The 12,554-nt window shown below is 60.8% G+C and carries 12 protein-coding genes; 3 read left to right on the forward strand and 9 right to left on the reverse strand.

Features of this window, described 5'->3' with window-relative positions:
- Positions 1-8: 8 nt before the first annotated feature.
- The 3 genes from AB4Z20_RS26915 to kdgD all read right to left on the reverse strand — a co-directional run bounded on the left by AB4Z20_RS26915 (position 9) and on the right by kdgD (position 3,978).
- Positions 9-1,373 (reverse strand): MFS transporter, encoded by a 1,365-nt coding sequence (locus tag AB4Z20_RS26915; protein WP_003177968.1) that lies wholly within the window; start codon positions 1,371-1,373, stop codon positions 9-11.
- Between the two features lie 119 nt (positions 1,374-1,492).
- On the reverse strand, positions 1,493-2,938 hold the full coding sequence (locus AB4Z20_RS26920) for an aldehyde dehydrogenase family protein (RefSeq protein ID WP_003197801.1): 1,446 nt from the start codon (positions 2,936-2,938) through the stop codon (positions 1,493-1,495).
- A gap of 128 nt (positions 2,939-3,066) precedes the next feature.
- On the reverse strand, positions 3,067-3,978 hold the full coding sequence (gene kdgD / locus AB4Z20_RS26925) for a 5-dehydro-4-deoxyglucarate dehydratase (RefSeq protein ID WP_003177964.1): 912 nt from the start codon (positions 3,976-3,978) through the stop codon (positions 3,067-3,069).
- A 371-nt stretch (positions 3,979-4,349) separates the two neighbouring features.
- Here kdgD and AB4Z20_RS26930 point away from each other — a divergent pair, with 371 nt between their 5' ends.
- On the forward strand, positions 4,350-4,703 hold the full coding sequence (locus AB4Z20_RS26930) for a hypothetical protein (RefSeq protein WP_442091068.1): 354 nt from the start codon (positions 4,350-4,352) through the stop codon (positions 4,701-4,703).
- A gap of 270 nt (positions 4,704-4,973) precedes the next feature.
- On the opposite strand, the gene AB4Z20_RS26935 is transcribed toward AB4Z20_RS26930, so the two are convergent.
- The 4 genes from AB4Z20_RS26935 to AB4Z20_RS26950 form a co-directional block, all read right to left on the reverse strand.
- Complete coding sequence (locus AB4Z20_RS26935) at positions 4,974-5,720, reverse strand: FadR/GntR family transcriptional regulator (RefSeq protein WP_003197797.1); 747 nt, start codon at positions 5,718-5,720, stop codon at positions 4,974-4,976.
- 264 nt (positions 5,721-5,984) lie between these two features.
- Positions 5,985-7,712: an ABC transporter ATP-binding protein/permease gene (locus AB4Z20_RS26940; RefSeq protein ID WP_214511239.1), complete on the reverse strand. Its 1,728-nt coding sequence runs from the start codon at positions 7,710-7,712 to the stop codon at positions 5,985-5,987.
- A 92-nt stretch (positions 7,713-7,804) separates the two neighbouring features.
- Entirely contained in the window at positions 7,805-8,365 is a 561-nt protein-coding gene (locus AB4Z20_RS26945; protein WP_003177957.1) for a response regulator transcription factor, read from the reverse strand.
- A complete protein-coding gene (locus AB4Z20_RS26950; protein WP_123342788.1) occupies positions 8,358-9,620 on the reverse strand; it encodes an ATP-binding protein in 1,263 nt (420 codons plus the stop codon). The genes AB4Z20_RS26945 and AB4Z20_RS26950 overlap by 8 nt, the downstream gene beginning before the upstream one ends.
- 403 nt (positions 9,621-10,023) lie before the next feature.
- On the opposite strand from AB4Z20_RS26950, the gene AB4Z20_RS26955 reads away from it, so the two are divergent.
- Entirely contained in the window at positions 10,024-10,740 is a 717-nt protein-coding gene (locus AB4Z20_RS26955; RefSeq protein ID WP_253471609.1) for an SIMPL domain-containing protein, read from the forward strand.
- A 96-nt stretch (positions 10,741-10,836) separates the two neighbouring features.
- Here AB4Z20_RS26955 and AB4Z20_RS26960 read toward each other — a convergent pair whose 3' ends face one another.
- Together AB4Z20_RS26960 and AB4Z20_RS26965 are read right to left on the reverse strand one after the other, a co-directional pair.
- Positions 10,837-11,082, reverse strand: coding sequence for a hypothetical protein (locus AB4Z20_RS26960; protein WP_024618924.1), 246 nt, complete (start codon positions 11,080-11,082; stop codon positions 10,837-10,839).
- Positions 11,083-11,216: 134 nt separating this feature from the next.
- Positions 11,217-11,600, reverse strand: a complete 384-nt coding sequence (locus AB4Z20_RS26965; protein ID WP_442091071.1) for a DUF6124 family protein — start codon at positions 11,598-11,600, stop codon at positions 11,217-11,219.
- 412 nt (positions 11,601-12,012) lie between these two features.
- On the opposite strand from AB4Z20_RS26965, the gene AB4Z20_RS26970 reads away from it, so the two are divergent.
- Positions 12,013-12,177: a hypothetical protein gene (locus AB4Z20_RS26970; protein WP_442091075.1), complete on the forward strand. Its 165-nt coding sequence runs from the start codon at positions 12,013-12,015 to the stop codon at positions 12,175-12,177.
- The last annotated feature ends 377 nt before the right edge of the window (positions 12,178-12,554 follow it).

Here is a 12,554-nt window from a genome sequence, read left to right on the forward strand (position 1 = left end):
CCGCTCCTTCAGGATTTAGCTTCAGACAGGCTGGAGATGTCGGCATCCTTGGCCGTTGGTTCCTTGAGCACCACACGCTTGATCGGCCCGACGATGACCAGGTAGCTGAACACCGCCACCAGCGCGTTGCAACCGACGAACACCAGCGCCCACTTGAACGAACCGGTGGCGCTGATGATGTAGCCAATGACGATTGGCGTGGTGATCGATGCCAGGTTGCCGAAGGTGTTGAACAGGCCACCGCTCAGGCCGGCGATCTGTTTTGGCGACGTGTCGGAAACCACGGCCCAGCCCAGTGCGCCGACGCCTTTACCGAAGAAGGCCAGGGCCATGAAGCCCACCACCATCCATTCGATGTCGACGTAGTTGCACGCCACGATGCTGCTGGACACCAGCAGGCCGGCGATGATCGGCGCCTTGCGGGCGAAGGTCAGCGAGTGGCCCTTGCGCAGCAGGTAGTCGGAAATCACCCCGCCAAGGACGCCGCCGATGAAACCGCAGATCGCCGGCAAGGACGCGATGAAACCGGCCTTGAGGATGGTCATGCCGCGTTCCTGCACCAGGTACACCGGGAACCAGGTCAGGAAGAAGTAGGTGATGCCGTTGATGCAGTACTGGCCCAGGTACACGCCGAGCATCATGCGGTTGGTCAGCAGTTGACGGATGTAATCCCACTTCGGACCGTCGGCTTTCTTTTCCTTGCCCTTGTCCTGGTCCATGTCGACCATCGCGCCGTTGGCGGCGATGTGATTGAACTCGGCCTCGTTGATCATCGGATGCTGGCGCGGGCTGTGGATCACTTTCAGCCAGATCAGCGAGAACACGATGCCAATCACGCCCATCACGATGAACACGTGCTGCCAGCCGAAACGGTAGACGATCCAGCCCATCAGCGGTGCAAACAACACGGTGGCAAAATACTGCGCCGAGTTGAAGATCGCCGAGGCGGTGCCACGTTCTGCGGTCGGGAACCAGGCGGCGACGATCCGTGCGTTGCCCGGGAAGGACGGCGCTTCGGCCAACCCCACCAGGAAGCGCAACATGAACAGCGCAACCACGGCCGTGGACATGCCGAATTCACCCACATAGCCTTGCAGCACGGTGAACAGCGACCAGGTGAAAATGCTCAAGGCATAGATTTTTTTCGAGCCGAAACGGTCGAGCAGCCAGCCGCCAGGAATCTGCCCGGCCACATAGGCCCAACCGAAAGCGGAGAAGATATAACCGAGGGTGACGGCATCGATGCCGAGGTCTTTTTGCAGGCTGGAGCCTGCGATGGCGATGGTGGCACGGTCGGCATAGTTGATCGTCGTCACCAGGAACAGCATGAGCAGGATCAAATAGCGGACGTGAGTCGGCTTGGTCGCTTGCATGTAGAGGTACTCCCACTATTTATTTTTATGCGGGTAAATGTTGTGTTAAGCCCTGTAGGAGCTTGTAGGAGCTGTCGAGTGCAAAMGAGGCTGCGATCTTTTACAGGTATTGCGGTGTATCAGGAGCCGATGTAAGAGGTCTTCACCACGGTGTAGAACTCTTGCGCGTAGCGACCTTGCTCACGCGAACCATAGGACGAACCTTTGCGCCCGCCGAACGGCACGTGGTAATCCACGCCGGCGGTCGGCAGGTTGACCATCACCATGCCCGCCTGGGAATGGCGCTTGAAGTGGTTGGCATACTTCAACGAGGTGGTGGCGATACCGGCCGACAAGCCGAACTCGGTGTCGTTGGCCATCGCCAGCGCCGCCTCGTAGTCGGCCACGCGCACGACGTTGGCCACCGGGCCGAAGATCTCTTCGCGGCTGATGCGCATCGAGGCTTCGCTGTCGGCGAACAGGGTCGGCGCCAGGAAGTAACCTTCCGTGTCGCACGTCACCAGGCCACCGCCACTGACCAACCGAGCACCTTCGCTCTGGCCGATGTCGATGTACTTCAAGTCCTGGCTGAGCTGGGCTTCGGAAACCACCGGACCGATATCGGTGCCGGCCTTCAACGCATGGCCGACCTTGATCGACTGCATGCGCTCGGCCATGGCCTCGACGAACTTGTCATGGATGCCGGCGGTGACGATCAGGCGACTCGAGGCCGTGCAGCGCTGGCCGGTGGAGTAGAACGCGCTCTGCACCGCCAGTTCGACGGCCTGCTTGAGGTCCGCGTCATCGAGGATGATCTGCGGGTTCTTGCCGCCCATTTCCAACTGCACCTTGGCCTGGCGGGACACGCAGTTGACGGCGATCTGCCGCCCCACACCCACCGAACCGGTAAAGCTGATGCCGTCGACTTTCGGGCTGTTGACCAGGACTTCGCCGACCACACGGCCGCTGCCCATCACCAGGTTGAATGCACCGGCCGGGAAACCGGCGCGGGAGATGATCTCGGCCAGGGCCCAGGCGCAGCCCGGTACCAACTCGGCAGGTTTGATCACCACGCAGTTGCCGTAGGCCAGGGCCGGGGCAATTTTCCACGCGGGAATGGCAATCGGGAAGTTCCACGGGGTGATCAGGCCGACCACACCGAGGGCTTCGCGGGTGACTTCGACGTTGACGCCCGGGCGCACCGACGGCACGTAATCGCCCGACAGGCGCAGGCATTCACCGGCGAAGAACTTGAAAATGTTACCGGCGCGAGTCACTTCGCCGATGGCTTCGGGCAGGGTCTTGCCCTCTTCCCGGGCCAGCAGTTGGCCGAGTTCTTCACGGCGGGCGAGGATTTCGCTGCCGACTTTGTCCAGCGCATCATGACGGGCCTGGATGCCCGAGGTCGACCAGGCCGGGAAGGCGGCGCGGGCGGCTTCGATGGCGGCATTGACCTGCGCTGCGTCAGCCTTGGCGTATTCACCGATGACATCGGACAAGTCAGACGGGTTGATGTTGGTGCAATAGTCGGCACCGGCCACCCACTGACCGTTGATGTAGTTATCGAAACGCTTTGAATCTGCCACGGAGCTACTCCTTCTACAAAAGCGATCTGGGGACGCAGAGCGTCCCTGGCGGCATTCCCACGCAGAGCGTGGGAACGACAAGCCTTACGCAAAAAGCCGCTGATTACTCAGCGGCCTCATCGGGTCTGTTACTGCTTGCCTTGCTTGTCGATCAGCGCGGCCAGGGCTTCGTATTCTTCTGGCAGCAGGTCGGTCAGCGGCGTGCGCACAGGGCCGGCGTCATAGCCAACGATCTTCGCGCCGGCCTTGACGATGCTCACCGCGTAACCGGCCTTGCGGTTGCGGATGTCCAGGTAAGGCAGGAAGAAGTCGTCGATGATCTTGCCGACGGTCTCGTGATCGTCGCGGGCAATGGCGTGGTAGAAATCCATCGCGGTTTTCGGGATGAAGTTGAACACCGCCGAGGAGTAGACCGGTACGCCCAGGGCCTTGTAGGCCGCGGCATAGACTTCAGCGGTCGGCAGGCCGCCCAGGTAGCTGAAGCGATCGCCGAGGCGGCGACGGATCGACACCATCAGTTCGATATCGCCCAGGCCATCCTTGTAGCCAATCAGGTTCGGGCAGCGCTCGGCCAGTTGCTCCAGCAAAGTGGCGTTCAGGCGGCAGACGTTGCGGTTGTACACCACCACGCCGATCTTCACCGATTTGCACACGGCTTCAACGTGGGCGGCAACACCGTCCTGGCTGGCTTCGGTCAGGTAATGCGGCAGCAGCAACAGGCCCTTGGCACCCAGGCGCTCGGCTTCTTGAGCGTATTCGATGGCCTGGCGAGTGGCACCGCCAACACCGGCAAGGATTGGCACGCTGGTGGCGCAGGTATCGACGGCGGTCTTGATGACTTGGGAATACTCGCTGGCAGCCAGGGAGAAGAATTCACCGGTGCCGCCCGCGGCGAACAAAGCAGAGGCGCCATACGGGGCCAGCCACTCGAGGCGCTTGATGTAGCTGTCGCGATTGAAATCGCCTTGAGCAGTGAAATCGGTGACCGGGAACGACAGCAGGCCAGACGAGAGGATGGACTTCAGTTCTTGTGGATTCATTATTCGAACACCCTGGACGCAAATGATGTGTTGTAGGAAACGGTTCAGCTTCACGTGAAGTTGTAGGTCATCGTACAACTTAAAATATGAACGTCAACTGCATTTCGTCTTTTGTCGGGTGTCGGGACCGGAACGTTTGTCGTGAAACCTTGTAAATCGGGGGTTTGAGCGGGATTGGAAGAAGGATGAAAACTGCCGGCCGAGCATCAGGACCGCTCGTCGTCACTGTCAACTCTGCCAGTAGGCGTCGTCACGGCAAGGGGGCATAACCCTGGCATGGCTGTGCTGGGCACGGCCGTAGCCCCTTTCACAATCTTTTAAGTGAGCCGCCCGTACGCGACGATCAGGGCTGCCTCACAGGGAGTGACATCATGACGACGTACGCGAAGCCCACGCTCAAGGATTTTCCAACCACTGGTGAAGTCACGATCAGCCTGTCAAGGACAACGACGTTAACCGTGAAGATTCCGGATGCAGCTTTCGCACCGTACTCGAACGCCCAACTGACTCTGGGCCTCGGCTCGACGCCTCCAACTCCGGCAGGCGCGTTTACACCTCTGACCGAGGGCGAAGAGGGTACGCCACGCAAGGATGTGACAGTGACTGTAACCAGCGCCGAGTTGACAGCTTATCTCGGCAAATTGGTTGAGCTTCGTTACGAGGTTAGCTACGAGAGCTGGGATCCCGATACATCCGAGCCGCAAATGTTGCGGGTCAACGCGTAGGACCACGCGCTTACGACTCGTCAGACGGGCACACAGATACAAAGCCAGTCGCCACTTCCCTGTGGCGAGGGAGCTTGCTCCCGCTCGACTGTGTAGGAGCTGGCGAAGCCTGCGATCTTTTGATCTTTCGCCTGCGACTCAGGTGTCTGGGGAAAGATCGCAGCCTCGCTTCGCTCGACAGCTCCTACAGGCCCAGCGGGAGCAAGCTCCCTCGCCACAACTGCATCCTTGCCACGACAGCATCTTTGCCAACAGGACAGTGAGCGACTTTCAGCCCTGCGCCTGCGCCTCTTCATGGGCCTGGCGCAGCCGCTCGCGGCTGTTGGTCAGGTGCAACCGCATGGCCGCGCGGGCCGCCTCGGAGTCCTGGCGGGCGATGGCGTCGTAGATCTCCTCGTGCTCGCGGCTCAGGCGGTTCATGTAGCGCTGCTGGTCATCGTGGGCCAGGCGCGCCGAGTTTACCCGGGTACGCGGAATGATGCTGGTGCCCAGGTGGGTCATGATGTCGGTGAAGTAGCGGTTGCCGGTGGACAGGGCGATTTCCAGGTGGAAGGCGAAGTCCGAGGCCACCGCATCGCTGGCGTGGGCGGCGCTTTCGTTCAAGGCGTCGAGGGCGGCGCGCATGGCGGCCAGTTGCTCGTCGCTACGGCGCTGCGCCGCCAGCCCGGCGGATTCCACTTCCAGGCTGATGCGCAATTCCAGGATCGCCAGCACGTCACGCAAGGTGACCACGGTGGCCGGGTCGATGCGAAAACCGCTCGGGCTCGGCGTGTCCAGCACGAAAGTGCCGATGCCATGGCGGGTTTCCACCTGGCCGGCCGCCTGCAAGCGGGAAATCGCCTCGCGCACCACGGTACGGCTGACGCCATGGGCTTCCATGATCGCCGACTCGGTGGGCAATTTATCGCCACGCTTGAGCAGGCCGTCGCGAATCTGCTCGGTCAACACCGTCACCAGCTCCTGCGCCAGGCTGCGGCGCTTGCGGGGAAAGCGTGGTACTTCGATCGGGTTTTCCATGGGGCTGTGTCTCGGTAAACGGCTGAATGGCAACATCATAGCGCAACGTGGTTGTACGATCACCGTGGGTGCAGCGATGAGTCTGGCGCTGAAACCGGGTCGGCTTCATCGCGAGCAAGCTCGCTCCCACATTGGAGCGGTATCCGGTTCACCCCAAAACCTTGTGGGAGCGAGCTTGCTCGCGATGGCGGTGGGTCAGCCACATCAATATCAACTGATACACCGCTATCGCGAGCAAGCTCGCTCCCACAGGTTTTGTGGCGTTTATGCGGTTACGGTGCGCTCCACCAGTTGGCCATTTTCGATACGCACATGTCGCGGATGGAAACGTTTCAAACTGCTTCGGTGGCCGACGCTGACGATGCTCAGGCCCGGCAACTGGTCGATCAGCGCCTGGTACAGCGTCGCCTCGTCTTCTTCATCCATCGCCGACGTGGCTTCGTCCATGTACAACCATTGCGGTGCATAAAGCAATGCGCGGGCAAAGGCCAGGCGTTGTTGCTCACCGGGCGAGAGCATGCGCTGCCAGTGGTTGCTTTCATCCAGCCGCGCAATCAGGTGCGGCAGGCGGCAGGTTTCCAGCACCTGTGCATAACGTTCGTTGGGATAGATATCGCCAGCCTGTGGATAACTCAATACTTCACGCAGGCTGCCAATCGGCAGATATGGCTTCTGCGGCAGGAACAGGTAACGCGCGGCAGGAAGCCGGATCGTCCCGTGCCCCGCCGGCCACAAATGCCCCATCGCCCGCAGCAGGGTCGATTTACCACTGCCAGAACGGCCACTGAGCATCACCCGCTCGCCCGGTTCCACGGTCATGTCGGCGTTATCGAGCAGATGGCGACCGTCGGCCAGGTCCAGCCCCAAGTGATGAACCTTCAACGCATCGCCCTGGTTTTGCACGTCGATGGCCGGCACGCGGTCTTCGTTGTCGCTCATGGCCTGACGGAAACTCAGCAGACGATCGCAGGTGGCGCGCCACGCAGCGAGGTCGGCGTAGGCGCTGATGAACCAGCTGAAGTTCTCCTGCACATTGCCGAACGCCGAGTTGATCTGCATGAGCTCGCCCAGCTGGATCTTGCCGGCAAAGTAGCGCGGCGCGGCGACGATGAACGGGAAGATGATCGCGATCTGGCCATAGCCGGAGGTGAAGAACGTCAAGCGCTTGGACACCCGCATGATGTCCCAGAAGTTATGCCAGACCAGGCCGAAACGCCCGCTCAGGCGACGGTTCTCATTCGGCTCGCCGTTGTACAGCGCAATGCTTTCGGCGTTTTCACGTACCCGGACCATGGAGAAACGCAGGTCGGCTTCGAAGCGTTGCTGGTTATTGTTCAGACCGATCAGGCGTCGGCCGATCAGGTGCGTCAGCCAACTGCCCACCGCCGCATACACCAGCGCGCACCAGAACATGTAGCCCGGGATGGTGTAGCCGAGCACCTCGATGCTGCCCGACACGCCCCACAAAATGATCGAGAACGACACCAGGCTGACCACGGTGCGCAGCAATCCCAAGCCCAGGCTCAGGGTGTTGGTGGTGAAACTGTTGAGGTCTTCGGAAATCCGCTGGTCCGGGTTATCGGTGTAGCCGCCCTGCTCCAGCCGGTAGTAATTCTTGTCGCCGAGCCAGCGGGCGAAATGCTGCTCGGTGAGCCAGGCCCGCCAGCGGATGGTGAGCATCTGCGTGAGGTACAAGCGGTATACCGCGCCCAGGATCGCCACCGCCGCGATGCCGCAGAAATACAGGATCAACTGCCAGAACGCCGCGCTGTCCTTCTCTTGCAGGGCGTTGTAGAAATCCTTGTACCAACTGTTGATCCACACCGAGATCGCCACGCTGAACAGCGAGAGTGCGATGACGGCGATCAACAGCGTCCAGGCCTTGCCCTTCTCCTCACTGCGCCAGTACGGCGTGGTCATTTGCCAGACACGGCGGAAAAACTGCCCGCGCACCGCGTCATTGACCGCGGAATATTCAGCGTTCTGATTCATGGTTAAGGCTCAATAGGGAAAAGAACTCGGGCCGATCATAAAGCAACGGCCCGATGTGTCGCGAGGGTGGACAACACCTGTTCAGCGCAGGTTCAGCGACGCACGGGACGCTTTTGCAATTTGCGCTGCAAAGTCCGCCGGTGCATGCCCAAGGCGCGGGCCGTGGCGGAGATATTGCCTTCATGCTCGGTCAGCACCCGCTGGATGTGCTCCCATTGCAGGCGATCCACCGACATGGGGTTTTCCGGCACCAGGGTGTCGAGGTCGGCGTGCTCGGACAACAGCGCCGCCAGTACATCATCGGCGTCCGCCGGTTTGCACAGGTAATTGCAGGCACCGCGCTTGATGGCCTCGACCGCGGTGGCGATGCTCGAATAGCCGGTGAGGATCACCACGCGCATCTCCGGGTCCAGCTCCAGCAGCTTGGGCAGCAGCACCAGGCCCGAATCGCCGTCCATTTTCAGGTCCAGGGCGGCGTAGTCCGGCAGGTCGGCCTGGGCGATGGTCAGGCCTTCTTCGGCAGAACCTGCGGTGCTGACGCGAAAACCACGGCGGGACATGGCCCGGGCCATGACGCGGGTGAAGGTGGCGTCGTCATCTACCAGCAACAGGTGCGGCAGTTCTTCGCCGTCGACTTGGATCTCGTCACTCATGTTCGTCTCCTCGGTCGGCATGGGGCAGGCGCAGCTCGGTGAGCGTGCCGCCTTCCTCATGGGGGTAGAGTTTCACCGAGCCGCCGGCGCGTGTCACGCTGGCTTTGCTCAAAAACAGGCCCAGGCCGAAACCTTTGCCCTTGGTGGTATAGAACGGCTTGCCGATCTGCTCGGCAATCGCCAGCGGCACACCGGCGCCGTGGTCGCGAATACTGATGGTCAGCTCATAGGCATTCCAGTCCAACGCCACTTCCAGCCCTTCGGGGCAAGCGTCGGCGGCATTGTTAAGCAGGTTCAGCAGCGCCTGGGTCAGGTCTGGCGGCGGTGCCATGCGCGGTACCACGCCCTTGCCCAGGCATTGGAAGCGATAACTGGCCTCCGGGCGCATCAGGTGCCAGCGGTTCAGGGCATCGTCGAGCCAGAAGGTGACCGCCTGCATGTCGATATCCAGCCGGCGGTTGGCCTCGGCGGCACGCACCAGGTATTGCAGGGTTTCCTTGCACAGCTTGACCTGGTCCTGCAACACGCTGAGATCGTCCTGCAACGCTGGGTCATGGTGATCCTGGCGCATCTCCTTGAGCAGCACGCTCATGGTCGCCAGCGGTGTGCCCAATTCATGGGCGGCGCCGGCGGCCTGGGTCGCCACGGCCAGCAATTGCTCGTCGCGCAGGCCCTCTTCACGGCGGATGGCGCGCAGTTCTTCCTGGCGGCGCAGCTCCTCGGCCATGCGCGCAGCAAAAAATGTAATGACTGCCGCAGCCAGGGCGAAACTCAACCACATGCCGTAGATCTGCAGGTTTTCCCGGGCGATGGGGAAGGTTTCCAGCGGATAGAAGCGCGCCAGCAGCAAGGTGTACAGCGCCAGGGCGATACCGGAAAGGATCAGCGAAAAACGCCATGGCAACGTCACTGCGGCGATGGTCAGCGGCACCAGGTAATAGGAGACGAAGGGGTTGGTGGAACCGCCGGAGAAATACAGCAGCGCGCTGTGGATAAACAGGTCACAGGCCAGTTGCACGGCGTATTCCAACTCGGTCACCGGCCACGAGGTGCGCAGGCGAATCGCCGTCAGCGCGCAGAGCACGCTGGAACAGACCAGGGTGATCGCCAGTTGCAGCCAGGGCAGCGGCAGCAGGTCGAACCAATAGGCGAGCCCCACCGAGCCGGCCTGGGCCGCCAGGACCAGAATGCGGATGAATGTCAGGCGCCAGAGGTTCTGGCGAGAGGCGGATGTCATTTGCAAAGGGGCGAGCATGAGCTCTCCTGATGAGCGCTCCAGGCGAATCGCACGGAGTATAACCAAGGCGCGGCTTGCAGCGGCAGATATGCGGCAAAGCGCCACAGCCCCGGATGCTACCTATACCCCCTGTGGCGAGGGAGCTTGCTCCCGCTCGGCTGCGCTGTAGGAGCTGTCGAGTGTAACGAGGCTGCGATCTTGTCCCGGTGAATTGAGTTGTGAGCGAAAAATCAAAAGATCGCAGCCTTCGGCAGCTCCTACAGCGCAGTCCAGCGGGAGCAAGCTCCCTCGCCACAAAAGCTCCACCAACCTTCGCATCTGTATAGAAGTTGTAACTGTGCGAACCCACCCATAAAAGCTAGAGTCTTAACGTTCACGCAGGCCCGGACCTCACCCCTGCACATCATCTCAAGGAGCTTTCATGCACACGTTCAGTCGCCCCGCCGCCCTGCTCGCCCTCAGCCTCGGCACCGTCGCCAGCCTGCCGGCCCTGGCCGCCGATGAGCTGCACTACAACCAGATTTCCCTGCGCGCCGAAGCCAGCCAGGAAGTGGCCCGCGACCTGATGATCGTCACCCTCTACACCGAAGAACAGAACACCGACCCGGCCAAACTCGCCGCTGCCGTCAGCACCACCCTGAACAAAGCCATCGGCCAGGCCAAAGAGGTCAAGGACATCAACCTGCGCCAAGGCAGCCGCAACAGCTACCCGATCTACGACAACAAAGGCGGGAAAATCACCGGCTGGCGCGAACGCGCCGAACTGCGCCTGGAAAGCGCCGACTTCGCCGCCCTGTCCAAACTCACTGGCGAACTGCTGGGCGACCTGAAAATGGGCGGCATGGACTTCGCCATCGCCACCGCCACCCGCCAGAGCAGCGAAGACGCCTTGCTCAAGGACGCCGTTAACGCTTTCAAGGCCCGCGCCCAACTGGCCACAGACGCCCTGGGTGGCAAGGGTTACAAAATCGTCAACCTGAACTTCAACACCAACGGTTATCCACAACCGTACATGCGCCCGCAGATGATGATGAAAGCGGCGTCGATGGATGCCGAGTCGGTTACGCCTGAAGTGGAAGCGGGCACCAGCAAGGTGACGATGACGGCGGATGGGATGGTTGAGGTGTTGATGCAGTAACCATTCGAGGGGGCGGGTCAATTGCACTCATGGCAATTGATCCGCCTGTTATGGAAGGCCCCCTTAGCCTGGCGACACGGTCCTTACATCACATTCTTATTTCAGCAAGGCAACGGCCGCTTTAGCGAGCTGGATGAACAATTCATCATCCTGCGCATCAAAATCGCCATCTCCGTCGGCATCTCCTTTTACGTCCACCTTGTCGTAGCGACCATTTTTCAACGAGGAGGACACAGAGGTTGAAAAATCAAGCTCCTTACCGCTGTAGAACTCAAATAGAACCTCAGGGCTACTGTCACGATCCAGGTCTTCGATAGATATGCGAATTTCTTTAGCGGCCATGATTACACCTCTTCCAATGAATTAAGTAATGACGGCATCGCTACAGAAGTGGAGCGCGCCTGGATCCAACCTACCTCCAGGCGCGCAGCGTCGCTACTGTCAGATCTGTCAGGTGTACGCCTGTACAGAGGCTCTCAAGGTGCTGGGCTCGCCGGCGCTTCAAGTTGATCCAACGCCTTGTCCACCAGCAACTGGCACAACTCAACCAACTGATGAATCCCCAGCGCCACGCTGCGCCGCGTGCCCTCCACTTCAAAGGCCAGGTCTTCGGCCATGGCTTTTATCGAGGCCAGGGTTTCGGAGGTGCTGGTCAGTAGCGTGTCGGCGTCGGCTTTGGCGGTGACGGAGAACAGGCTGTCGATGCGCGGGTCGGTGCTTGATTCTGGAGGTTTTGGGTTGAGGTAATGATTGAGGGCGCGCTCGGCGGCGGCGCGGTCTTTGAGTAGGTCTTCGATGGAGTCGAAATCCGCCAATGGATTTGTTCTGTTGAAGTTCGGTTCAGTCTTTCCTTCGTTCATGTGCATGCTCCTGATGAAATTGGAGCCATCACTTGCCGTTATGGTCGTGAGGCTTACGACCTATTAATTTCGGGTTCCCACTCCCGGCCGCTGTTTTGCAGCGACAGGAAAAAGGTTAGAGAGCCCACTTCCGAGTGGCAACCCTAAAAAGCTGTGGGATGTTTCCTTTCGGGGCCGGTGATCCTTCCGACACAAATGAATGATTCATCACACCTCCTGGCGCTGCAACCCCCGTGGCGAGGGAGCTTGCTCCCGCTGGGCTGCGCAGCGGCCCTTTTCAGCGTTGTGTGTATATCCGTTTTTTTGATGACGGCGACTAATGGTTCCGCTCTTACAGCGGCTCACTTTTGAGAAGCGCAAAAGTAAGCAAAACGCTTCTGCCCCACCACTCGGCACCTCGCTTAGGCTCGGTGTGCCCTCACTCCGGCATTGCTCCGTGGGCCGCCGCGAAGGGCCATCCATAGCCCAGCGCGGCTACCTCGGCATCCATGCCGAGGTGCCCACTGCGCAATGCCTGCGTTCGGCCATCGTGGTTAACGGGGCGCCCGAGATCAACGTCCACCACGAGGCGGCCTAGTAGCCGACCTGGCTCTTGGTGAGACCGCGTTTCTCCTGTGGGAGCAAAGCTTGCTCGCGAGGCGGCCTGACAGCCGGTCTGTTTCTTCGGCTGTCCCCAACCCAAATTGTGGGAGCGAGCTTGCTCGCGATGAGGCCAGTAAGCTCAACATGCATGTGACTGAACCACCGCCATCGCGAGCAAGCTTTGCTCCCACAGGTCCTGCTCAAACAGATCTGATGGGTGTACGACCGGGGGAGCCAGGTCGGCTACTAGGCCGCCTCGCGGTGGACGTTGATCTCGGGCGCCCCGTTAACCACGCTGGCCGAACGCAGGCATTGCGCAGTGGGCATCCCGGCATGGATGCCGGGATAGCCGCGCTGGGCCATGGATGGCCC

This window comes from Pseudomonas sp. KB_12, from assembly GCF_052114545.1.
In the GTDB taxonomy this organism is placed as follows: domain Bacteria; phylum Pseudomonadota; class Gammaproteobacteria; order Pseudomonadales; family Pseudomonadaceae; genus Aquipseudomonas; species Aquipseudomonas brassicacearum.